The following is a 22,871-nucleotide window of genomic DNA, read 5'->3' on the forward strand; positions in this document are numbered from 1 at the left end:
AGCTACTTTCTTTTCGGCGTGGTGTTTCTATTTGCCCTGCATAGTGGCGCGCCATGAGAACAATATCTATTTAATTGTCGAGGCTACTCTTTAAGAAGGGCTTGTAGGTAGAGTCAACTGTTCGAACTGGTGTCCATTCGCTCAACGCTCGGGTATGAAACTCATCATATGATCCGATAATTCGCGCTGGATTCCCGCCGACAATGGAACCCGAAGGAACTGACTTAGTTACGACACTGCCGGCAGCAATAATGCACGAGTCCCCAACATCAATTCCCGGCATTATGATCGAGCGGGCACCAATGAAGACGTCATTTCCCACGCGTATGGGGGCAAGGCGAAATCGGCGACCCTTCTCGTCGTTCGCTAGCCAGCCCGCGCCATCATGCGTCACAAACAGTACGTCGATACTGACAGTAACGCGATCACCAATGGTGAGCAGTTCGTGTTCAGAAGCAACAGTGCACGAGTATATTCTGCAACCGCTACCTACTGTCACGCCGAGCGAACGCGCCGCGTGAACTCCACCTTGTAATTTCGAGAGCAGCTTAAAACGCCAATGCGGTGGAAGAAATGCAAACATGCTCGAGTCCCCTAGTAGTAGTCACACGGCCAAGGTCTGGGTTGTAGGCCGCTGTCGAGCAAGACAGTACAGCAACTTTCAGCCGCTCCCCTCAGAATGTTTTGACGCTTAGAGGTCCGGGAGCCCGCCTGCATCCGACGAGTAGGGATACACGCATATCACGTGATATAGGGTCTATCGCGCGCGTTTTTTGTGTCAGGCGGCCACGAAGTCATCGCCTACACGGCGAAGCCTGAACCTGGAAAGGATTGGTATCCGGCTCGAATCTTCTTTCGCTCGGCGCGGTGGTGAAACGCCTGCCTTTGTAGCATCCATCTACAAAAGTCTGGTATCCAGTAATGGGCTTTTCGAGCGTGCGCGACGGAGTCACATGCTACGGCAGTGAGTGGGTCCACAGTAGACTTGGGGACGACGAGACGAATGATGCTGCTCTGTTGCGCGTCCATAGACAGCGTGTCAAACATTAAAACAAGGGGAACCGGTCTTGGATCTACGCGATTACTTGCACTTGCTTCGGCGAAACTGGATTTTGATCGCAGGATTGACTGCTGTCGGTCTATTGCTGAGCGCCTCGGCCTCTCTCTTGGTCAAGCCTACTTACACGGCTGACACGCAACTTTTTGTTGCGATTCAGAACTCCGGAACAGTGCAGGAGCTCCAGCAGGGCAACACCTTCAGCCAGGCGCGGGTGCAGTCCTACGTTAAGACAGTTACGAGCCCGATTGTTCTGCAGCCCGCTATCGATGAGTTGGGCCTGGAAGACACGGCAGAACAACTGGCTTCGAAAGTCAGAGCTACGGCAGACCTAAACACTGTGCTGATCAACATTTCCGCAGTTGACGAATCTCCGGCAAGGGCTGCGGCAATCGCTCAGGCTGTTGCTAACAGTCTGGTCAAGGCAATCGATGGTCTGGAGAGCCCTAAAGCTGGCGGCACTTCGCCTGTGCGCCTTTCTGTCATTTCCCCAGCTGTCGCCCCCACGACGCCTTCAGCTCCGAATACGCGCATGAATATTGTTGTTGGTCTCCTAGCCGGACTAGCCGCTGGCGCCGGGGCTGCTGTTCTGCGAACGACACTCGACACCAGAGTCCGTGGTGAAGCAGACGTTCGGCGTATAACGGAAGCGGCTGTCCTGGGTGGAATCGCGTTCTCTTCCGATGTGGCCGCTAGCCCCCTGCTCACCCAGACTGGAAGCCAGAGCCCCCGCGCGGAGTCTTTCCGCCAACTCCGGACGAACTTAAGATTTGCGGACATTTCGGGCAGCGCTAAGACGCTCGCAGTCACTTCTTCCTTACCCGGTGAAGGAAAGAGCACGACTGCTGTCAATTTAGCAATTGCTATGGCTCAGTCCGGCCAATCAGTCTGCCTAATTGATGCCGACCTGCGACGACCTATGGTCGGCGACTACTTGAATCTTGATCAAAACGTTGGGTTGACGACGGTGCTCATCGGTGCTGCAGACATCAACGATGTTCTCCAGCCTTGGGGGGACGACCGGCTATTTGTCATGACGTCGGGCAGGATCCCGCCTAACCCTAGTGAAATTCTCGGCTCGGACGAGATGAAGACGCTTGTGGCCCGACTGGAACAAGTGTTCGATTGCATAATCATTGATGCCCCGCCGCTTTTGCCCGTGACCGACGCTGCCGTTCTTTCGCAGCACGTAGGTGGCGTCGTCGTTGTCGTTGGATCCCAAAAAGTTCGGCAGCAGGAGCTCGTTCGTGCTCTCGAGTCATTGGAAATGGTCGATGCCAAGTTACTCGGCGTGGTATTGAACCGTCTTCCAGGCAAAGGCCCTGATGCCTATGCTTATGGCTACTACTCGAGCAACGAAAAGGCCTCATCAACCCAGGGGGCACAAAAGGCGGGACTTAGGACCCGACCCGGCGACAGACCTCAAAACGCCATGACGGTTGCGGGGATGGGTCTTGTCCAAGACGACACGTCGTTCTCCGCGCCGGCTCGACGGGCCAACCGCTTTCCTAAGGGTCCGGATTCTCTGAGCAGCTAGCGGATCTAAAATAACCTAACCCAGTTTGCTACTGTCGCTCACTGGGAATTCAGCTGACACAGGACGGATCTGACGACCGTGGACACTACACCGCCAACTTTAGTTGTTAATGGCGCATTCAGGCCCCAGCGCATAACGGGCCAACAGCGGTATGCGACAGAGGTTGCAAACCGTCTGCTGGAATCCGGGGCTGCCGTGGAAGTGGCTCCGCCGGTAGCCATGAGTGGAAGTGCCCTTAAAACTTGGGCTTGGGTGCAATCGCTGTCAGTCCGCAAAACAAATCTCCCACTGCTTTCCCTTACATCCAGAGCGCCTTTTCTTCGTACCAAGCATTGCGTCGTAGTTCATGACCTTTTTGTTCTCACGAATCCAGAGTGGTTCAGTCGAAAATACGTGGCAACGCATGCGCCTCTGCTCAGGGCCCATATTAAGTCTGCAGCCGTTAGATTTGCTGTCAGCCCATCGACTAGAGACCGCGTCCGAGATCTATTCGATTTGGATTCTGTTGTTGCGCCGAACGCACCGGGTGCCCAGTTCTTCAACGATGACGAACTCGATCATCAGGTTCTCGAAGGGAGAGGACTGACCCCAGGCTCTTTTTTGTTGACGGTGGGTAGTATCGACCCGCGTAAGAACTACGATCGCTTACTGGCGGCATATGCGTCGCTACCAAGGCAACTCCAACAGGAATACCGCTTGGTAGTTGTCGGCGGGGCAGCAAAAGCGTTTGCCGAGAGTGACCTTAGATCTTTCGGAAAAGTGACTCTGACGGGCTACGTGGATGATGCCACGCTGGCGACACTATACAGGTCTGCCAAGGCGGTCATCTTCCCCAGTCTGGACGAGGGCTTCGGGCTCCCGGCTGTTGAAGGACTGGCATCCGGAGCGAGACTCGTGGTTTCAGACATCCCCGTTTTTCGCTGGATCTGTGGGCTGAACGCATCATATTTTGATCCGCTCAATGTTGAGTCAATTGCCTCCGCGCTGGTTTCAGCCATGACCTCGACGGTGCCAACTAACACCGAAGTTGAGAACTGGAGAGAGGCAGCACGTAAGTTCTCTTGGGAGCAGACCGCAGAAATAGTTAGAAAAGGAACGCAGAGCCTTGTCTGAGCAAAGTGAAGTTACCGCTGAACGTCTCCGAATTTGTCTCATCACCAACGAACTGCCTGGTGTCACGCCGTACACTGGCGGTATTGGCGTCAGGTTCTTGGCTACGGCCGAAGCATTAGTCAGGCTCGGCCACGAAGTAACCGTTCTCGTTCACCGTCCCTCCAAGTCGAGGAACACTAGCCTTGAAGTCCGCATCATCCACGGGGTTCGGATCGAAATTCGTTCTGTGAGGCTGCTACGCATGTGTGGAATGCCAACTCCGCTGGCGAACGCCCTGGGATTTGGTAGTGTACTTGGTCGTGGGACCAAGTACGACATCGTTTTTGCGCCCGAATGGGGCGGGTGGGCCTCACTCTACTCCGTGTTCCGTTCAAAAGAGGGCGGACATCTAGTGACAAGCCTGGCTACCTCGCTTGAACAGGCCGAGGCCGCCAGTGGAACTCCAAAGAGTCGATCCGTTTCGGCGTCGCTGCAGCGGATGCTAGAGAGAGTCCAGACTACTCGCTCGGACTATATTGTTGCAGTGAGCTCAGCCATTCTTCGATGGACAAAAGAAATTTGGCCTGTGGACGAGGTGCCAGCCGTAGTGGTACCAAATGGCTTGGATAAGAGCGTAATCGATGAACTCCGCGGCAGGGCCTCCGATTCCGATGGCAATCGCGCCGTCCGGGTTCTCTATACTGGGCGGCTGTCCACCTGGAAGGGGGTCGATATATTGATGGATGCGGCTGAACTGCTCTGGTCTAGCGGGAAGAAGTTTGACCTTTCGGTAGTCGGCAAGCCGGAAACGATTCGGGGTGTGTCTTCCGACGCTTATATCGAAGAAGTGAGTGCTCGACACGGGCGCCACGTAGCTGTGCATGGTCACTTATCAAGAGCACAAGCAATCGAGCAACTAATGGATGCTGATGTTGCTGTCTTTCCTTCGAGGTTTGAGGCTTTCGGCAATGCGGCGCTTGAAGCGAAAATGGCCGCAAAAGCCGTCGTCGTCACGAGCGGTAGTGGATTTGACGACTTCTGCACGAATGCGGAGGACTGCCTCATGACCGAACCTGGAAATGCTCAAGCGCTCGCTGACGCATTGGCCTCATTGATAGACGATGAGGATCTCCGATTACGCCTAGGTCGTGAAGCCGAGATTCGCAGCCGCACGCTCGACATAAATGCAGTTGCCAAGATGCTTGAAAATGTCTTCAGCGAAGCGTCTCAAATGCCCAAAAAGATAGGTAATAATTTTAAACAAGTCCCAAGTGCCGATGCACGCCGCGAGTCGGTGGGTTAATTGTCAGAATACTCTACGGCTAACCCTAGGGTCGGCGTGGTGATAAGTACCATAGGCCGTCTGGACAGTCTGGGATCGTTGTTTGCTGATCTAAAAGAGCAAACTGTGATGCCTGAATGCGTAATCGTCGTAAACCAGTCAGAAATTTGTTTGGACAACGCCCTCGCGGAGCTGCGTTCCGTCATGCCTGTTGATGTGATCAGTTCGCCCCGGGGACTTTCCGCCGGGCGTAATCGTGGTGGCTTCGCAATTGCCGACAGGGTTGATTTTCTTACCTTCCCAAACGATACATCTCGTTACTCGCCGCAGTTCATAGCCAACCTGGTGCCTAGACTAAAAGGATGCGCAATAGGTGCAGTCTCTTGTGTTGATGAGTTAGGTCCAAGATATGCCATCCCAAATGAAGATGTAGTCCTCGATAAGGAAAATGTCTGGAAAATTCTCGAACCTGGATTGATCATTAGCTCTACGATATTTGTCGATTCGGGAGGCTTCGACGAAATGCTAGGCTCAGGTGCTTCCTCGCCTTGGCAAAGTGGCGAAGGTACGGATTTACTGCTGCGAATTGGGCAGCGTCCAACTGTCTGCCGTTTCATGGGGCAGCTCTCTATCTTTGGAAAATTCGAGACCTCCGGACTTCAACCAAGAGACCGACGGCGAAAACTCAGAGCCTATGGTCGTGGGTATGGTTTCGTGCAGTCTAGGTGGCAATACTCCAAAATCAGACGGTTTCGGTCAATAATGGGAGCTTTAACACTCTTTTTTCGCTCGAAGGGTAAATATAACCTTCGGGATAGCGTCTCCATTGCAGTGGGTCGTGTTGAAGGACTACTGGGTCGCACCTTTGATCAGCGAGAGGACCAGCGTGCGGTACACCGCTAAATCCCGAAGGCTACTAACGCTCAAGTCTGCTCAGCCCTCGCAACCCATCTCTTCAAGTCTCACAATAAACTTTCACTGGTCACTGGCGCCCATAGGGCTACTCATGCTCCTCCCGATGCCGACACTTATCGGGTCTCTGTTTGTTCCGGAACGCAGCTTCATGGCCCTCTGGGGTCAGCCATACTTCTTCACCGAAGATTATAAGATGGCTGCAATCGCAAATATTTTAATATTATTCTCGGTTTTCGCCCTGGCTGTGGTAACCCATCGAAGGTCGACCACTATTTATATCAGCGATCTCCAGACGGGTCGTCTGGAGATCGCTACGAGGTTGATTGCTCTTATAACTTTTTCCTCTTACGCGATTTGGTTTGCAGTTGGAGTGTTTCGAGGTCTCAGTGTTTCAATGCTGTTCAGCGCCCTCACTGGGCAGGGTGAAACCATTTACCTTCTTAAAAGTGTGATTCTCGCGCCAATCGGTGGAGTGACTACGTGGTCGCAGCTCGCAGTCATCCTAGGGCCGCTGCTTGTTATCAGATGGCGCTTGACTAACAATTTTCCGGCCGTAATGTTTCTAGTTCTTTTGGGAACTGTAACGTTTAGGGCGCTTTTCTTTAGCGAGCGTTTGGCTCTCATTGAAGTAGGGGTAAGTACTCTCATGGCATGGGCGCTTATTCGGTCAAAGCCACTTGCCGTTGTCAAGACTCCCATTAGATGGCTGGCCACATGGGCGGGGTCTCTGGGACTCTTGGTCGCCGTGTTCGCGCTGTTTGAGTATCCGCGTTCGTGGTTGACCTATTATGCGGCCAGATATGATGGAAACATTCTTGATTTTGCGGCTCAAAGGCTACTGGGTTATTATTCCACAGCCCTGAATAATGGTTCCCTGAAGGCACAAACCACGTCCGAGTTATCAATCTTTGGGCTTCTACAAGGCCGTTTCAGCCTTCCGTTTGTTGGCAGCTGGGGTGAGGAAATTCAAGCTAGCAATGAAAGCTTTAGTTATGCGCTGAACTCTGGATCAAATCCCGAGTTCAACAATGTTTCTGGGCTTCTTCTAACCGATGCAGCTCTAGGAAGGTTTGCATCCCTTATATCATGGGTAGTCTTCGGCTTCGTCATCGTGTGGATTGCTAACCGAGCCTCGCGCGGAGGTATCGTCGCGCTTGTGGCTTACTGCTCTTTGGCAATTAGCGTATTGGAAGTTGTCCGGATTTATTATGTGGGGACATCACGATTTCTTCCGATCATCATAGCTCTCCTATTTCTCAACTTCTATCTTGGAAGGTCTGACAATCAGTCTGCACTGAGTACGCATTCCGGGAAGCGTAGCAACGAGTCAGATCGGTTCACAGGATCAGTTCCCCTCTGATTCGGCCTGGTTCTTGTAGTTCTGAGTTCAACTCAGAAGGTGTGTAATGGCGGTTATCACCAGAAGGGTCAAGTTAATTTATGTTTAGTAATGATTTCAAAGATGACTTAGCCGCTCACGGATTCAGGTCGTGGCGGTTTGTCTATCGTTTTTCGGAGCGACCCGTGTACTTTCAGCTACTACTGCGGCGTACTGAAACCCTAAAGCACCGGGCCGGATCTTCGGTCTTTCTCAGGCTCGCGTACATGCAGTCTCGATTCCGCCTGGAACGACTGGGAGAGCGGTTGGGATACAGCATTCCTCCTGGAGTCTTCGGTCCTGGGCTAAGAATCGCTCACCCGGGGACCATCGTCGTTAACCCTCAAGTGGTTGTGGGGTCAGGGTGCACCGTGCATCAGGGCGTAACCTTGGGTTCAAGCGGGGGATTGGTGCCCAAGGTGGGCTCCAATGTCTGGATCGGACCAGGGGCGCAGATATTTGGGGGCATTCGCATAGGCGACGGTGCTGTCATCGGTGCAAATGCGGTTGTCAATCGTGACGTACCCAGGGGGGCGTTCATGGCTGGAGTCCCGGCGCGTGTTGTCGGACAGGCTGTCGACTTAGGGAACGCCCCAATTGCGCTACAGAACATCGACGAGTGAATTATGGTCAAGTCGAACTTTCAAGCCGAACTCCTCCACCCGGCGCCCCACGCCCAGCAACTCCGCAATGGCCGCGATCGTGCGCTCTGACGCTAGCCCGTCGCCGTAGGGGTTCACGGCATTCGCAATGGCCTCGAAGTGTTCAGCATCGTGAAGCAGCCGGCTCACCTCGGTAACGCAACGGTGCCGGCTTCCACGGCTTCGGGGCGTTCCGTATTGTCCCGCATCACCAGCACGGGCTTGCCCAGGCTGGGTGCTTCTTCCTGGACTCCACCGGAGTCGGTCAGAACGATGTGGGCCAGCGAGAGCATGCGCGTGAACTCGCCGTAAGCCAGGGGCTCGGTAACCACCACGTTCGCCTTGCCCTCCAAGGATGGAAGCACGGCTTCGCGGACCACGGGGTTCTTGTGGGCGGGAAGGACGATGACCAGATCCGGCTCCGCGTCCGCGATGCGGGCGAGGGCCCGGCCGACTCCGCGCATGGCGTCGCCCTGGTTCTCGCGGCGGTGCGTGGTCACCAACAGAATTCGGCGACCACTCGCAGCAAGGGACTCCAACTGGGGATCGGAGAACGGGACCTGCTTATCCACGGTGGTCAGCAATGCATCGATCACTGAATTGCCGGTTACCACGATGTTCGCCCCCGCCACGCCCTCGGCCAGTAGGTTCGCCCGGCTGGTACTGGTGGGCGCCAAGTGCAGGGATGCGATCTGGCTGGTGATCTTACGGTTCGCTGCTTCCGGGAAGGGCGAGAGCAGGTTGCCACTGCGAAAGGCCGGCTTCAACATGGATCACGGGAATGCCGTGATAGAAAGCAGCGATGGCTCCGGCAGTGGATGTAGTGGTGTCGCCCTGGACTATCACGGCGTCCGGCCTGAAAACAGCGAACAGCTTGTCGAGCCCGCTCATGGTGCGGGTCATGATGTCCGTGAGGGACTGCCCTGGCTGGAGAATGTTGAGGTCGTGGTCCGGAGTGATACCGAACAATTCATTGACTTGGTCCAGCATTTCCCGGTGCTGCCCTGTGACGGTAACCACGCACTCAAAGAGGTCCGACTCCATCAACGCCCGCACAATGGGAGCCATCTTGATGGCTTCCGGGCGAGTCCCAAAAATAGGCATGATGGTGTGCACGTTTACCCCCAAATGACCGGCCCCGGAAGGCGCTCGAAACTAGTGCATTCCTAGCCGTTCAGAACACGAAGGAAGTGCGCAGAACGCTTAGCATTCGGGCCTCAACCACACATCAAACATCGCTTAGCCGCGCGGCTTCGCCCCTGGTGTTCAACGGATCCGGGCGGAAGCAGTCAAGGTGAGGGTCGCCGTCGTGCGCTTCACAAAACTCGTCCGAACCGGCGTTGGCCGGCAGCCCGGTGGTGATCACCACCAAGTCCTTGATGCCCAACTGCTCCCGCAAGGCGAGGCCCACTGGGAGTCGTTCACTGCTCATGCCGCCCAGAACCACAATGGCATCAGTCCGCTGCGGAACGTCGCGGGGAGGATTGTGAAAGAGCTGGAAGGCGGCAATCAGCCACAGGACACCCGCCATAACGCTGGCCGCCAGCGTCCAGGCGAGCTTTCGTTTGAACGTCACCGGGTGTCTACGTCCTCAAACACCAGGAAGGTTTGGGTGTCCAGGATTCCGTCCATGGATTGGAGCTGATCGAAGATGACGCGGCGCAAGTGGATGTTGTCTGTGGCGCGGACCAGGAGGATGACGTCGAAGTCGCCTCCCACCAAAGCGATGTGATGGATCTCCGGGATGGCCCGCAGCTGTTCCTTCAACTCGCGCCACGAGTGCTGCTGAACCTTCAACGTCACGTACGCGGAGGAACGCAGGCCCGCCTTAATGGGATCCACCAGTGCCGTGAACTTGGTCAGCACGCCCTCACCCGTGAGCCGGGCGATCCGGGTGTACGCATGGGCGCGGCTGATATGGACGTTCTCCGCCACCTGCGTGATGGACATGCGCCCATCGGTGGTCAGCTCGCGGATGATGTCCCGGTCCACGCTGTCCAGCGGTACGGCGGTCTGCTCCGCCTCGGCCTCGCTCACTGGCTCTCCAATTCGTCTACAGCACGGGCACGTTACCCAGCTCACAATTGCAATTTGTCTTTCAGAATACCCAGTTTAGGCAAGGGCTTCCATGATTAGGCGGAAAGCTGGATACGAAACAAGGCCTAGGAACATACTGGAAGCACATAGTGGCTAGAGAAGGACGGACCAATGACGATCCACGCAGATCACTCTGCGCCGGAAACGGCTGTAGAGGACCAAGCTGCTGACGTTCGGACAAAATTCGGCATCAGCGTTGAGGACTACATGCTCCCCGCCCGGCACCAGATCCAAATGGTGAACCCGGACGGCACCCTCCGCTCCCATGACGAGCAAGGCACCGAACCCGGCCACGAATACCCCACACCCAGCGATGCTGAACTGATGGCCGCGTACGAGCAGCTCGTCGTCGGACGCCGCGTCAACGATCAGAACTCTGCGCTGGTCCGGCAGGGCCGCATGGCCGTCTACCCCTCAAGCCACGGCCAGGAAGCCTGCCAGGTTGCAGCTGCCATGTGCCTTAGCGAAGTTGACTGGCTGTTCCCCACCTACCGTGACGCCGTCGCCGTCATGACCCGCGGGGTGGATCCCGTTGAGGTGATGACCATCTTCCGTGGCGACTGGCACGGCGGGTACGACCCCAGCGCGCACAACGTCGGCATCCAGTGCACCCCGCTGACCACCCAACTGCTCCACGCTGTGGGCGTTGCCCACGCCGCCAAGCTGCGCGGTGAAAACACGGTAGTGATGGCCATGTGCGGCGACGGTGCCACCAGCGAAGGCGACTTCCACGAAGCCCTGAACTTCGCCGCCGTCTTCCACCTGCCCGTCATCTTCTTCGTGCAGAACAACAAGTACGCCATCTCCGTACCGCTCAGCCACCAGTCCGTGGCGCCGTCGTTGGCCCACAAGGCTGTTGGCTACGGCATGGCCGGTGAGCGCGTGGACGGCAACGACCTCGTCGCGCTCCTCGCCGTGATGGACCGGGCCGTGAAGCTGGCCCGCGAAGGCTCCGGCCCGCTCCTGATCGAAGCCCACACCTACCGCATGCAGGCCCACACCAACGCCGACGACGCCACCCGCTACCGCCCGGACAGCGAAGTTGCCGAATGGCAGGCCAAGGATCCGCTGGCACGCATGAAGTCGTACCTCACGGACAAAGGGCTGCTGGATTCCTCTGCTTCGGAGCGGATCGCTTCGCATGCTGAGGCCGTCGCCACCCAGCTCCGTGAAGGCCTGGGCGAGGACGTCCCCGTCCAGCCGCTGGACCTCTTCAAGTACGTCTTCGATAAGCAAACGCCGCAGCTGAAAGAACAGTCAGAGCTGCTGGCCAGCGAACTCGCCCGCGCTGAAAGCGCCGACAACCACGGAACGGAGAGCGCAAAATGACCGTCACCACTACCGTTAACGGCAACGTCAGCGCAGCCACCGCCAGCGCCGCCGCTTCCGCCGCGGCCACGGCCGAAGCCACCGGCCCGCAAAGCCTCACCATGGCCAAGGCGCTGAACACCGCCATGGCCGACGCCATGCGCGCCGACTCATCCGTCCTGGTATTCGGCGAAGACGTTGGAATGCTGGGCGGCGTTTTCCGCATCACGGACGGCCTCATGGCCGAGTTCGGCGAACAGCGCTGCTTTGACACCCCGCTGGCCGAATCCGGCATCGTGGGCATGGCCGTGGGCATGGCCATCAACGGCATGCGCCCCGTGATCGAAATGCAGTTCGACGCCTTCGCCTACCCGGCCTTCGAACAAATCGTCAGCCACGTAGCCAAAATGCACAACCGCACCAAGGGCAAACTCAAAATGCCCATGGTCATCCGTGTTCCCTACGCCGGCGGAATCGGGGGAGTGGAGCACCACTGCGACTCCTCCGAGTCCTACTACGCCCACACCGCCGGCCTGAAGGTCTACACCCCGGCCACCGTGGCCGACGGCTACCGCATGCTCCGCGAAGCAATCGACTCCGACGACCCCGTCATGTTCATGGAACCCAAGAAGCTCTACTGGTCCAAGGACCAAGTGGACCTGGGTGCCTTGCGCGCAGAGCACGACGCCGGAACCTCCACCGAGGGCCGCGCAGCTGTTGCCCGTCCCGGCACAGACGCGACACTCATCGCCTACGGTCCGTCCGTTCCCACCGCGCTCGCCGCTGCCGCAGCCGCCGCCGAAGAGGGCCGGTCCCTGGAAGTCATCGACGTCCGCACCCTCGTCCCCTTCGACGACGAGACCGTCTGCGCGTCCGTACGCAAGACGGGACGCGCCGTCGTGATCGCCGAAGCCCACGGATTCGCCTCCGTGTCCTCAGAGATCGTGGCCCGCGTCCAGGAACGCGCCTTCCACTACCTCGCCGCGCCAATTCTTCGGGTGACCGGCTTCGACGTCCCGTTCCCGTCTCCCAAGTTGGAGCACTACTACCTGCCAAGCGTCGACCGTATCCTCGACGCCGTCGACGACCTTCAATGGGAGGACTGACCATGAGCTCAGATATGCAGGTCTTCAAACTGCCCGATCTTGGGGAGGGCCTCACCGAGGCCGAACTGGTGAACTGGCTCGTTGCCGTGGGTGACGAGATTGTGGTTGACCAGCCCATCGCCGAGGTTGAAACCGCCAAGTCCATGGTTGAGGTGCCCTCGCCTTACGCCGGCACCGTTGCCGAGCTGCACGGCGAAGCCGGTCAAACGCTCGACGTCGGCAAGCCGCTGATCTCGATCGCTCGCGCTGGTTCTTCTGCGGCTTCGCCCGCTGCCGCGGCTCCTGTTCCGGCTGGGTCTGTTGATCCTTCGCCGGTGTCCTCCGGTCTTGACGCTTCGCCGGCCGCGGAAGCCGCCGCGGAGACGTACCGGACCGAGGAGAAGGCTGGCTCGGGCAACGTGCTGATCGGGTACGGAACGCCCGGGGGAGTGACCGGTGGGCGGACCCGACCTCGTAAGGCGAGTGTCGCCGTCGCCGGTACTTCGGTTTCTGCTCCTATTTCTGTTGCTGAGCCGGTGATGGAGCCGGCTGTGGCGGGGACGCGTATTCCTGGCAAGCTCAGTGCTGTCATCTCGCCGCTCGTGCGGAAGATGGCGCGTGACCATGGGGTTTCCCTCGACGCGATTGAGGGCTCAGGTTCCAGTGGGCTGATCATGCGGCGGGATGTGGAGGCGGCTATCACTGCGCCTTCTGTGCCTGTTGCTGCTCCTGCTCCGGTGGCCGCCCCTGTTGCCGCTCCTGCTATTGCTTCTATTGATGCGGGTGCCGTGGACAGCCGGACTGGTTTGTCAGTCTCGGCTCGGACGCCTGTCCGTGGGGTCCGCAAGGCCGTGGCCGCCAACATGACCCGCAGCCGCTCGGAGATCCCCGAAGCCACCGTGTGGGTGGACGTGGACGCGACCGCCCTGTTGGAGATGCGTGCCGAACTTAAGAAGCGCGCGCCGCACGACACCCCTGGCTTGTTGGCTTTCATCGCCCGTTTTGTCACGGCTGGGTTAAAAAAGTACCCGGCCTTGAACACGCGCTTTGAAACCGCTTCGGATGGCTCGCAGGAGATCGTTGGGTTCGACGGGATCAACCTCGGCTTCGCCGCGCAGACCGACCGCGGGCTCGTGGTTCCTTCTGTCCGGAACGCTCACGAGCTGAGTGCCCGCGAACTGGACGCAGAGATCCGCCGACTCACCGCCGTCGCACGTGACGGAAAGGCGACCCCCACCGAACTGGGTTCCGGCACCTTCACGCTGAACAACTACGGTGTGTTCGGTGTAGACGGCTCGGCCGCGATCATCAACTATCCCGAGGTCGCGATGCTGGGCGTGGGCCGCATCATCGACAAGCCCTGGGTGGTCAACGGTGAGCTTGCCGTCCGCAAGGTCACCGAGCTGACCCTCGCCTTCGACCACCGCGTGTGCGACGGCGAAACCGCGGCCGGCTTCCTCCGGTACGTTGCCGACGCAATCGAAAACCCCGGCGGCGCACTAGCCGACATGTAACCCCCGCACCCTCTCTCACATCCGATCCCCAATTCGGGATCCCTCTCTCACATCCCGAGGGCTTGAGCCGAACGCTCTATCAGTTCCGGGGGGTTTGAGCCGGACGCTCTATCAGTTCCGGGGGGTTTGAGCCGAACGCTCTATCATCCGCCCACCGGCGGGCTTCCCAGTTCAGGTTGCCCGCCGGTTGGGCGGGGGACATATTTCAGCGCAACACCCACATCACGTCCGCATGCGACCTAAGGCTTTTTGCTATAGCTCATGGTGATTCCACCCGTGTAATAGACCACCTTCACTTTCACGGCAGAGGCAGACGTGTGCTTTTTGCCGTCCTTCCATTCGATGCCACCCTCGGTCTTCATTGTGATGATCTGTTTGTAGGCGAGATCCACTCCGCCGCCCAACTTCTTGGCCACTTCCTCGGACACCTCGTCGCTCTTGGTCGTCTCAAAGTCGAACTCGCCATACTCTGCCGTGGCCACAAGATAGAAGTAGTCGTACAGGTCGAAGTCTTCGCGGGGGATCTGGACCACGCCCCGGCCTCGGAGCTCGGCGTTGATGCCTACGCCGCCTAGAACTTCGCCGTTGATCTCAAGTGAGTAGCGCGGGTCGTCGTATTCATTGGTGACTCCAACTTCCAGCTGGCCCTGCCGCGAGTAATCCGTGGCTGTCAGAAAACCAACCGAGGCCCCACGTTGTTTGACATCAATGCCGAACCGGCCGATCAGGAGATTGTTGCCATAGCCCTTGAGATCGACGTTGAGTTTGATGGTGCTCTTGGACTTGCGGACTGGTTTGGCACCTTGGACGTTTTGCTGGACCTGTTTGCTGTAGTCCTTGTGCTCTTCTTGGGACTTATTGCCCTTGCGCGTCTCAGACTCAGACAGTTTGATGGCGTCCTGCGCCTGGCTGGGTGAGACTTGTTGTGCTTCTTCCCGCCGTTGCCTGATCATTTCTTTGGCAACCTCAGCCCCGGCTTGCGTTGTACCCAATTCGGCGTCTTTCTCCTGCTTATCCAGGCCCATCCCGTATTTGGCCTGGATGTCCCGGGCCTTATTGGCAGCCTCTGCGATCGCAATGGTGTTGTCGGAAAGCTTCTTCAACAGGTCCGCTACTTCTTGGCGGCCTGACATGTCACGGAAAATGTTGGGCGTCCCCAGGAGAGATAACGCTGCCGCGAGTCCGCCGGGATCAGGAGCCGGGCTGGGACTGACGATGTTCACTACTGCAGGTGGGAATGGTGTGGGAGCCACACCGGGCTGCTGCGGTTGAGGTTGGATGGGCGTAACCGGGTTGATGCCCGGCGCATCGATAGGTATGGGGTGCTCGTCCCACTTCCAGAAGCGTGTGTTATCGATCTCCTCTGAGACGTTGCAGTGGCCGAGCTTGCCTTCAGCGAAAACGCCCCGGGTTGGCATGGAAATCAGCCGCTCGGACTTGGCCGAGGCCAGCGGCAACCTCTCAAGTACAGTCTGCCGGTCCTGCTCACTCATGGCTGCAAGAACGGAGGTGGCCCATTGGCGGCGCGTAGGGTCGGTGCCGTTCAGTGCCGCGGCGATGTCCACCACCGTGGTGTCGTCCACTGCGGAGGGTTGCTTCGCCAGCCCATATGCCACGTAGCTTCCAAACACTTCCAAGGGTGTGGGGTCGACGTGGTCGGACATGACCTGCCCCGGCGACCATTGCTTCTTCTCGAAATCCTTGGCGATTGTGTTGGCATCCGTTCCGAGCATTAGGACGCTGTTGTAATAGCCTCGGTTCATATCCAGATGGGCGACTAGACTCTGCAAAGCCACGTCGTCTTCGGCCGAAACGAAGTCATTACGGTTTGGTTTGAGTCCCACGGTGGTTGTGGTTGCTGAAGGAGGTTGTTTCGAAGGGAGCAACCCGGTGCTCCCACCGGCATCATCCAAAGTCCGGGTGCCGGAATCAGCGAGTATATTGATTCGCTCGTTCTCCACCGTCACCATCGTCACCAGGATGTTTGACTCTTGCCAATCACCGCCCGAGTTGATGTCCTTCAGTTTTACTTCGATGCCTCTGATGTCTTTCCAGGGGATAGCGACAGGTAGGGTTTTCTCGAATTCGGGGGAGGTTCCCTCGTCGCCAGCACCATCGCATTGGAACTCGAAAATCCGTCCGTCCAGTAGATGGAGCACCACGAAGACCGGTTCCGACGTATCGTCGGAGGTGGTGGTGAACTGGGCGATGAGCTTGACGAAGAGCTTTGCGCCCGGGTCGATCGTCTGGGTGTTCGCACCCCACTTCTCCACCTCGCGCTTCAGTTTTTCCTCACCCAGTACCACTCGAGCGACAGCGTCAAAACCTGCCGCCAGCTTTGGATCGAGAAGGAAGGGTTCGAGTTGGAATCTTCTGAGGAGAAGTGCTTTCGCCGTCAGGACCTGGGGGAGGTTTAGCGACATCTGGACCAGCACGGAGGGGCGACGGCGGACCCACTCAACAGTCACCCGGTAGTGCCGCAGCACCTCGTAGTAGAGGATCGTCAAAGTGTGGCTGTGGTTATAGTTCGAGAAGGTGCGGGTCTGGATACTTTCCTTCTCCTCCTGGCGGGCCTGGATGACAACTGTTGAGTTGATTTCACGCTGAGATGAGCTGGCCTGCGAAAAACTGTCGTTCAGTCGTTGGACGTTCTCCGCCGCTAGATCCCTGCTTCCGTCGCTGGTAGCCGTGGATCCTCCCAAGCTCCAGGTGTTTCCCACGGCGGCACCCAGCCCCACGACCCCCAGATTGGCACCTCCCGTGGCACCCGATGATCCAGCGGCGCCCGCCATAAACGAGCTCCCGTGTTGAAGTTCTTTGACCCCGGCCTTGACCGTCTCGGAAATGGTGCGGTCGCGGTGGGTCTGATGCAGCAACTCTTCGGTCATTTTAGTTTTCTCGTCACGCTTTGCGACGCTGTCCCAGGACCAGTCGATCACGGCCAGCTTTACGCTCTCCCCAGGTGCCAGCGGCAAGCTGTAGAGAATCTCGCCGAGGGAATGACCGAGGGAGAACCATGTGACTTTGTAGTCGTCTACGTAGGCGGCCTTAAACTCCTGCGGAACCCCGAAATTAGGGGGAACGTCCACCAGCCGCACCACTTGGCGGAGGACGAATTCCTGCAGCGCCAGGTTCGAGGGGACCATCTCCTCGCAACCGTCCGCTCCGAGGAGCGTGGTGGGAGTTGCTGCAAACGAGGCGGGGGAGAGCCTCCAGTCTGTAAGACTGGGATTTTGCAGTGCGCGGGGGCCCATGTTGATCAGCGAGGACGGCAGGGTATGCCACGATACTTTAAGTCGGGCGAGTATGGCGTCGGAGGAAAAGCGGGCCTGATCCAGCGCATCGAACCTGCCCGAATGGCCACTGGGATAGATCCACACGGCCAAGCTGGATGATGGTCCAGTGCCCAGCTGGCGGGCTTGGATGGCCTCCGAGAGCATCAACTGGACGTCCGCTCCCAGTCTTCGAAGATCGAACGAGACGTACCCCATATGGTCGGTGGTCAGTACACCTAGCGGCTCCGCCCATAAAGCGCTTTGGTCCGGAACCTCGGGCTCAGTTTCAAGGCCAAGTCGAGAAGCCGCTGCCCGTACCGCGTCCGCCATGAGGCGTTCCAGGTCCGCCACGGGAATCTCTGAAAGGCGCTCACGGCCCGCCGCCTCCAACACACTCTTGAGTGCTTCCTGGAATAGGTCGTTCACCATCTGACCTTGAGTGATCAGTCGCTCGCGGCTTTCCTTGCTCACGGTGGAAGCTAGAGCACGTAGGGCCGCATTCTCCACCCTGTCCCGACTGGCGCCGGTAGCTGAGGGGTCCACGCTTATAATTGCTGCGCGCAGGGGCTCCCTGAACCGTTCGTTGATAGGCGGTGGCGGAATTATCCGCGGAACCGCAACTTCTGCATAGAGCGGCAGCCGCTGGACGGGACGTCCCGTGTCCGGATCTGTGACGAAAATGCCCAGATGCGCCGGCACTGGAGAGCTGAATGATGCCATGATGCCACCTCGCTCGAGCTCCACCGGCTACAAACGGACCTTGCACGCGAACGTCTGATGGTGGGGTGGCCCACCTTACTCTTCGGATAGCCGCCCGGGAATACGGGAGTGGCAATGTAAAGCGTTAAGGCCTTGACGCCATACTTGCATTTTGCAAGTATGGGCCGCATGAGCCTCTTTATCACATGCCCGGTTGAAGACGTCGAGCGCGCGACAGCTTTCTATAACGCCCTCGGCTGGACCCTCAACACTGAGATGTCTGATCACAACGTGTCATGCTTCGCGATCGCCCCCGAGCAGTACGTCATGCTCGGTAGCCGTGAGATGTACGCGAGCGTCGGTGGCGCCGAGGAGTTGGTGGGCGGACCCGAAACCCCCTCGAAGGTCACAGTTTCATTCGATCTCGACAGCCGAGAGGCGGTGGACGAGCTTATCGAACGCGCCAGGGCCGCCGGTGGGCGGATCGGTGACACCGATGACTACCCCTTCATGTACCAGCGCCAATTCGATGACCCTGACGGCTACCACTACTCACCGTTTTGGATGAAGCCGGACGCCCAGCCGACGGCGTGAGCAACCTTGCCGCGGCCCTCGACATCGTCGGACCACGGTGGGCATTGCTTATCGTGGAGCGGCTGCTCGACGGGCCACAGCGTTACGGCGATCTGCAGCGCGACCTCGGAGTACCGACCAACATCCTCGCGACCCGACTGCGCGAGCTCGAAGCCGCTGGCGTACTGTCCCGCCTGCCGCTCCGGCATAACACCCGGGCCTACGCGCTGACCGAAAAAGGGCTCGCCTTGCGCGAGGCGATCGTCGCGCTGGAACGCTGGGGCGGGTGCTGTGCTTGAATGCGTCTATAAGAAGCGAGCGTGGAGTTGAACCCACGACACTCATGTGGAGGAAGCAGGAAGTTATGGGGAAACTTTCGGACGGCCATCTTTGGACCCTGGTTCACGCTGAGCGCGCAGCGCTGATGGAGGACTTGATGGGCCTTAGTGTGGAACAGTGGCGTCACAGGACCCTGTGCGGGCAGTGGGATGTGGAGAAAGTGGTCGCACATCTCACGGCAGCGGCGAGCCTTAACCAGTGGCAGTGGCTGCGCAGCATGCTCGGTGCGCGTTTTCGCCCTGACGTGCACAACCAGCGCAGGCTTGAGGAGCATCGTGGTAGCACCCCGGCTAAGACTTTGGACCGGTTTCGCTCCGTCATTCACAGCAGTATCGCACCGTCCTCCGATATACCGGCGTATCTGGGGGAGGTAGTGGTGCATGCCCAGGACATCCGTCGGCCCCTGGGACTTCCACGTACTCCTAGCATTGACGCTTTGACGCCCGTCGCGGAGTTCTACGCCCGCCGGGACTTTGCGGTCGCCAGCCGCACGCACGCCGCCGACCTGCGGCTGGAGGCGAATGACGGTCCCTTCTCCTCAGGTGCAGGACCGCTGGTTACTGGTACGACCCTCGCCCTGGTGATGGCGATGGCCGGACGTCATCCCTACCTTGAGGACCTCAAGGGTCCCGGTGTTCCTACTCTTCGCTCACGCCTGGACATCTCGGCCGCGAGATCCGCCTAGTTCCCCAGCCGCCCGTTCAATTACCGGGACCGAACGCGATCGAGTCGAAAACGGCGCGTGCCTCTCTCGTCAGCTCCGGATTGATCGATTCGTGGAATTGCACCACCCAGCTCACAGCGCGCTTGCCGTTCAAATCCACAACCCGGTAAGTTTCGCGCTCAGCGGCGCTCGAGTACCAGCGTGAGCATTCGTTTGAGAATTCAGAGTGGATGCAGAACTTGTCGCGATCGCAGCCTGTGATGTCCACGCCGCCCTTGACGAAGTGGTCGAACTCCAAGCCGGAGTAATCACCCACCGTGACCTTGACGGGAGGGGTGCTCGCCGTGGACGTCTGCGCCGTCAATGCGTCGACGAAGCTCTTAACCGACGGATCGACCTTGACGAGCGCCCCCTCCCAAGCGCATGCGTCCGTCGGCACATAGTCGGCGGGCCACCAACCCACGTAGACCCCCCATTCGTCCGGGTGATTCGGGTCATCTTTGGCCACACCATCGCCGTCGTAAGTCGACCAACCGGCTGGGACTGTGATCTCGAAAGGCGCCGAGAAGCCCTTGACGAGGACCCGGTAGGTGCCGGCGTCGAGGTTGCCACTCTCCGGCAGCAGTGGGACTGTTTGGGGGGCGCCACCTTCAGTCTGTGCCGGGGCCGTGCGGGCCTCCGTCGTCGAAGAACTTGGGGACGGGAGGGAGGCGTCGTCGGGCTTGGAGTCACACCCTCCGAGGCATCCAATGAGTGCGATAACCAGCAAAGGTAAGAGATAGCGCCGTCTTTGAGTAGCCAGATCCAGGGGTGTCATGGGGCTCACCGATCCACCAAGCCGCTTTGGGGTACTGCGAGGCCCCGCAGCTCAGTGGCCTCGCGGGCGGTACCAGGTGGGATGCCGTCGCCTCAAGTCTCCTCCGGCACACAACCCAAGACAATAAGGGGTGTTAGTGGATCGGTTACGACTAATGCAACCCCATAAAAATGACAGGAGCCCACTGAAATCAGTGGTGAGGCTACTACCAACCGCAGGCACCGGCCCCGGCTGGATGGTCCTACTGATTCTCATGGGTGCCATCCAGTGCGTCGTAGCCCAATGAATGGATCATGCTTCGCAACGCCTTGAATGCGGCCTTTTGTTCGTCGTGCGTCATGCCAGCTAGCATCCTGTTTTCCACCTCGCGGACCGCAGTGCTCGCCGTCGAAAGGCTGCTCCGACCCAGCGGAGTCAGCTGCGCAGGAAGGACTTTTCCTACTCGGGCCTCCGCAGGGCGGGTCACGTAGCCGTCGCGTTCCAAGGCTTGGAGCAGTACATTCATGGATTGTCGGGTGACGAACGCGCCGCGGGCCAGCTCGGAGTTAGATAAGCCCGGGCGCTGCGCCAGGAGTTCCAGGCAAGAGTAATGGGTAATGGTCATGCCAAGTGGCCGCAGCGCTGCTTCCATGGAGGCGCGAAGGGCACTCGACGCTTCCTTCAGCAGATATCCCAGTGACGTGGTGAGGTCGATCCCGGGTTGACTCATGTCAGTATTCTGACATAGATTCCTCGTGTCAGATAACTGACAAAAAATCATAGGAGCATCACATGCCCGTCACCGGCCCCGACTTCATCTCACTCCAAGCGCGCGACCTCGACGCGTCTCAAGCGTTCTACGAGCAGTACCTCGGCCTTGTCCGCTCGCAAGCAGGGCCGCCCCACGCCGTCGTGTTCGACACGAAGCCGATCACCTTCGCACTCCGCACCATCGCTCCGGGGACGGACCTGACATCGGTTGATCAGCCGGGCGTCGGCGCCGCAATCTGGCTGCACGCCACGGATGTCCAGGCTATCCATGACTCGCTCCTGGCCGACGGCCACACCATCGTCGCCGCACCCATGGACGGTCCCTTCGGACGCACGTTCACGTTCGCCGATCCCGACGGCTACCACGTGACGCTTCACGACCGCGCCTGAAACCCAAAGGTTCCCCACCGGCGTCGAGTAGCCTTGCACGCAACCGTCCAGCAACCGAAGGAAGTGGCGCAAATGCAGCAATACGTGGTTCTCCAGGTGATCCTGAAAGAAAAAATGTGGGGCGCCGGTTCGGGCAACCTGCCTTCCCTGGAAAAGGCCATCAACGATCAAGCCGCTAAGGGTTACAGGCTCCACACCATCACCACCGCCAGCAGCGGAAGCAAGGGCATGATCGGCGGCGGCGATCGCATACAGGCGACCATGGTGTTTGAGCGCGTCGGCTAGGGCTCCACGCACGCCGGATCAGAAGGCCGGAACTTCCTGCGGAACGTAAGAGTCTGCAGTCGTGCCGTTTCCTAGTTGTCCCAGACCGTTCTCTCCCCAAGACCAGAGTCTTCCGTCGCCGGTTAGGGCATAGGACGTGTAGAGGCCTCCAGTGACAAACTGGACACCGTTTAGCTGCTGCACGCGAACCGGTGCGGTTGCGTTGTTTCGGGTGCCATCTCCCAGCTCCCCTGAATAGTTGTACCCCCAGGCCCAAAACTCATCTGCCCCGTTCGATGCGAAGACGCTATAGACGTTCGCTCCAATGTTTTCGATGCCACTCAGCCCAGGGATTTGAACGGGGACATCGCTATATCCCTGGTATGTTCCGTTCGCCAACAGGCCAAGCCCGTTGTGACCCCAAGCCCAGACGGTTCCATCGTTGCGAAGGGCAAGGGCGCCATAGCTGGTGCCCACAATGTCCCGCACGCCGTCCAGGCCGGAAACCCTGACCGGTACCAAGGAGTTGACGGTTGTTCCGTTGCCAAGCTGGCCCTCCCCGTTGTACCCCCACGCCCACACTGACCCGTCGCTCTTGAGCGCGTAGCCTGAATTTCCGCCGCCCGAGATCTTGGTGACATCCGTAAGACCCTGCACCTGAAGGGGAGTGAGGCCTGTCGCCAGAGTGTGGCCTTGCCCTTGCTGGCCTTTGGTGTTGTTTCCCCATGCCCAAACAGTGCCGTCCGAGCGCAATGCGTAGGCTGTGTTCCCGTTAGTGGCGATACTCCTGACGCTGTTCAATCCCTGTACCTCGAGTGGAACCGATGAATATTGCCCACCATTTGAGTTGCCAAGTTGGCCGTAGTAGTTGCTTCCCCAGGCCCACACGGATCCGTCGCTCTTGAGCGCGTAGGCGTTGTATCCGTATGCTGCGACACCTGTGACCTTCCGAAGTCCCAAAACCTGAGCGGGTACGTAGGTGGCATACGCATCGGAGCCTGTCCCCAAATTTCCGGAGGCATTGAAACCCCATGCCCACAGTGTCCCGTCAGCTTTCAGAGCGAAGGCGTTCTCAATCCCCGCCGCCATGCCGATGACGCCGGTTTGTACCGGGTCGGACGGTTTGACTACCGAGGTGTTTTGGCAGGGGTTTGCGGTGAAGAGGGGCCAGGTGTTGGTTGCGGTGGCTTTCCA

At 58.7% G+C, this 22,871-nt stretch carries 20 protein-coding genes and 2 pseudogenes; 14 read left to right on the top strand and 8 right to left on the bottom strand.

Annotation, left to right across the window (positions count from 1 at the left end; genetic code table 11):
• Nucleotides 1-175 precede the first annotated feature (175 nt).
• Nucleotides 176-322: pseudogene (locus EU811_RS24720) on the bottom strand (DapH/DapD/GlmU-related protein); the annotation flags it as partial.
• A gap of 745 nt (nt 323-1,067) precedes the next feature.
• Here EU811_RS24720 and EU811_RS09340 point away from each other — a divergent pair.
• The 6 genes from EU811_RS09340 to EU811_RS24565 all read left to right on the top strand — a co-directional run bounded on the left by EU811_RS09340 (nt 1,068) and on the right by EU811_RS24565 (nt 7,884).
• Nucleotides 1,068-2,594, top strand: coding sequence for a polysaccharide biosynthesis tyrosine autokinase (locus EU811_RS09340; protein ID WP_142938192.1), 1,527 nt, complete (start codon nt 1,068-1,070; stop codon nt 2,592-2,594).
• A gap of 219 nt (nt 2,595-2,813) precedes the next feature.
• On the top strand, nt 2,814-3,707 hold the full coding sequence (locus EU811_RS23520) for a glycosyltransferase family 4 protein (protein WP_342211717.1): 894 nt from the start codon (nt 2,814-2,816) through the stop codon (nt 3,705-3,707).
• On the top strand, nt 3,700-4,989 hold the full coding sequence (locus tag EU811_RS09350; RefSeq protein WP_142938194.1) for a glycosyltransferase family 4 protein: 1,290 nt from the start codon (nt 3,700-3,702) through the stop codon (nt 4,987-4,989). Before EU811_RS23520 ends, EU811_RS09350 begins: the two co-directional genes overlap by 8 nt.
• A gap of 36 nt (nt 4,990-5,025) precedes the next feature.
• Nucleotides 5,026-5,871: a glycosyltransferase family 2 protein gene (locus EU811_RS09355; protein ID WP_142938195.1), complete on the top strand. Its 846-nt coding sequence runs from the start codon at nt 5,026-5,028 to the stop codon at nt 5,869-5,871.
• A gap of 115 nt (nt 5,872-5,986) precedes the next feature.
• Nucleotides 5,987-7,243 carry a hypothetical protein gene (locus tag EU811_RS09360; protein WP_142938196.1) on the top strand — a complete coding sequence of 419 codons (1,257 nt, stop codon included), beginning with the start codon at nt 5,987-5,989 and terminating at the stop codon, nt 7,241-7,243.
• A 245-nt stretch (nt 7,244-7,488) separates the two neighbouring features.
• The gene (locus EU811_RS24565) at nt 7,489-7,884 is read left to right on the top strand and encodes a serine O-acetyltransferase (RefSeq protein WP_160147635.1); all 396 of its coding nucleotides are present in this window, start codon (nt 7,489-7,491) and stop codon (nt 7,882-7,884) included.
• Here EU811_RS24565 and wecB read toward each other — a convergent pair.
• The 3 genes and pseudogenes from wecB to EU811_RS09380 all read right to left on the bottom strand — a co-directional run bounded on the left by wecB (nt 7,864) and on the right by EU811_RS09380 (nt 9,939).
• Nucleotides 7,864-9,006: pseudogene (gene wecB / locus EU811_RS09370) on the bottom strand (non-hydrolyzing UDP-N-acetylglucosamine 2-epimerase). The gene EU811_RS24565 and the pseudogene wecB sit on opposite strands and share 21 nt — an antisense overlap.
• A 124-nt stretch (nt 9,007-9,130) precedes the next feature.
• The gene (locus EU811_RS09375; protein ID WP_238703371.1) at nt 9,131-9,478 is read right to left on the bottom strand and encodes a hypothetical protein; all 348 of its coding nucleotides are present in this window, start codon (nt 9,476-9,478) and stop codon (nt 9,131-9,133) included.
• Nucleotides 9,475-9,939, bottom strand: a complete 465-nt coding sequence (locus EU811_RS09380; protein ID WP_014922530.1) for an Lrp/AsnC family transcriptional regulator — start codon at nt 9,937-9,939, stop codon at nt 9,475-9,477. Before EU811_RS09380 ends, EU811_RS09375 begins: the two co-directional genes overlap by 4 nt.
• 171 nt (nt 9,940-10,110) lie before the next feature.
• Between EU811_RS09380 and pdhA the strand changes: the two genes are divergently transcribed.
• The 3 genes from pdhA to EU811_RS09395 are packed head-to-tail and all read left to right on the top strand — an operon-like array spanning nt 10,111 to nt 13,906.
• Nucleotides 10,111-11,328 (top strand): pyruvate dehydrogenase (acetyl-transferring) E1 component subunit alpha, encoded by a 1,218-nt coding sequence (pdhA, locus tag EU811_RS09385; protein WP_142938198.1) that lies wholly within the window; start codon nt 10,111-10,113, stop codon nt 11,326-11,328.
• Nucleotides 11,325-12,413: an alpha-ketoacid dehydrogenase subunit beta gene (locus EU811_RS09390; RefSeq protein ID WP_142938199.1), complete on the top strand. Its 1,089-nt coding sequence runs from the start codon at nt 11,325-11,327 to the stop codon at nt 12,411-12,413. The genes pdhA and EU811_RS09390 overlap by 4 nt, the downstream gene beginning before the upstream one ends.
• Nucleotides 12,414-12,415: 2 nt before the next feature.
• Nucleotides 12,416-13,906, top strand: coding sequence for a dihydrolipoamide acetyltransferase family protein (locus tag EU811_RS09395; protein ID WP_238703372.1), 1,491 nt, complete (start codon nt 12,416-12,418; stop codon nt 13,904-13,906).
• A gap of 239 nt (nt 13,907-14,145) precedes the next feature.
• Here EU811_RS09395 and EU811_RS09400 read toward each other — a convergent pair whose 3' ends face one another.
• A complete protein-coding gene (locus EU811_RS09400) occupies nt 14,146-17,652 on the bottom strand; it encodes a hypothetical protein (protein ID WP_142938201.1) in 3,507 nt (1,168 codons plus the stop codon).
• Nucleotides 17,653-18,069: 417 nt separating this feature from the next.
• Here EU811_RS09400 and EU811_RS09405 point away from each other — a divergent pair, with 417 nt between their 5' ends.
• The 3 genes from EU811_RS09405 (at nt 18,070) to EU811_RS09415 (ending at nt 19,477) form a co-directional block, all read left to right on the top strand.
• The gene (locus EU811_RS09405; RefSeq protein WP_142938202.1) at nt 18,070-18,474 is read left to right on the top strand and encodes a VOC family protein; all 405 of its coding nucleotides are present in this window, start codon (nt 18,070-18,072) and stop codon (nt 18,472-18,474) included.
• Complete coding sequence (locus EU811_RS09410) at nt 18,471-18,752, top strand: winged helix-turn-helix transcriptional regulator (protein ID WP_142938203.1); 282 nt, start codon at nt 18,471-18,473, stop codon at nt 18,750-18,752. Before EU811_RS09405 ends, EU811_RS09410 begins: the two co-directional genes overlap by 4 nt.
• 65 nt (nt 18,753-18,817) lie before the next feature.
• Entirely contained in the window at nt 18,818-19,477 is a 660-nt protein-coding gene (locus tag EU811_RS09415; protein WP_142938204.1) for a maleylpyruvate isomerase family mycothiol-dependent enzyme, read from the top strand.
• A gap of 16 nt (nt 19,478-19,493) precedes the next feature.
• Here EU811_RS09415 and EU811_RS09420 read toward each other — a convergent pair whose 3' ends face one another.
• Together EU811_RS09420 and EU811_RS09425 are read right to left on the bottom strand one after the other, a co-directional pair.
• Complete coding sequence (locus tag EU811_RS09420) at nt 19,494-20,282, bottom strand: hypothetical protein (RefSeq protein WP_142938205.1); 789 nt, start codon at nt 20,280-20,282, stop codon at nt 19,494-19,496.
• A 232-nt stretch (nt 20,283-20,514) separates the two neighbouring features.
• Nucleotides 20,515-20,982 carry a MarR family winged helix-turn-helix transcriptional regulator gene (locus EU811_RS09425; RefSeq protein ID WP_142938206.1) on the bottom strand — a complete coding sequence of 156 codons (468 nt, stop codon included), beginning with the start codon at nt 20,980-20,982 and terminating at the stop codon, nt 20,515-20,517.
• 62 nt (nt 20,983-21,044) lie between these two features.
• Between EU811_RS09425 and EU811_RS09430 the strand changes: the two genes are divergently transcribed.
• Both EU811_RS09430 and EU811_RS09435 read left to right on the top strand, forming a co-directional pair.
• On the top strand, nt 21,045-21,413 hold the full coding sequence (locus EU811_RS09430; protein WP_142938207.1) for a VOC family protein: 369 nt from the start codon (nt 21,045-21,047) through the stop codon (nt 21,411-21,413).
• A 72-nt stretch (nt 21,414-21,485) separates the two neighbouring features.
• Nucleotides 21,486-21,698, top strand: a complete 213-nt coding sequence (locus EU811_RS09435) for a DUF4177 domain-containing protein (RefSeq protein WP_142938208.1) — start codon at nt 21,486-21,488, stop codon at nt 21,696-21,698.
• A gap of 18 nt (nt 21,699-21,716) precedes the next feature.
• Here the strand turns inward: EU811_RS09435 and EU811_RS09440 are convergent.
• A partial coding sequence (locus EU811_RS09440; RefSeq protein ID WP_446698048.1) for an RCC1 domain-containing protein occupies nt 21,717-22,871 on the bottom strand: 1,155 nt, incomplete at its 5' end.

Source organism: Arthrobacter sp. TS-15, assembly GCF_006964045.1.
GTDB lineage: Bacteria > Actinomycetota > Actinomycetes > Actinomycetales > Micrococcaceae > Arthrobacter.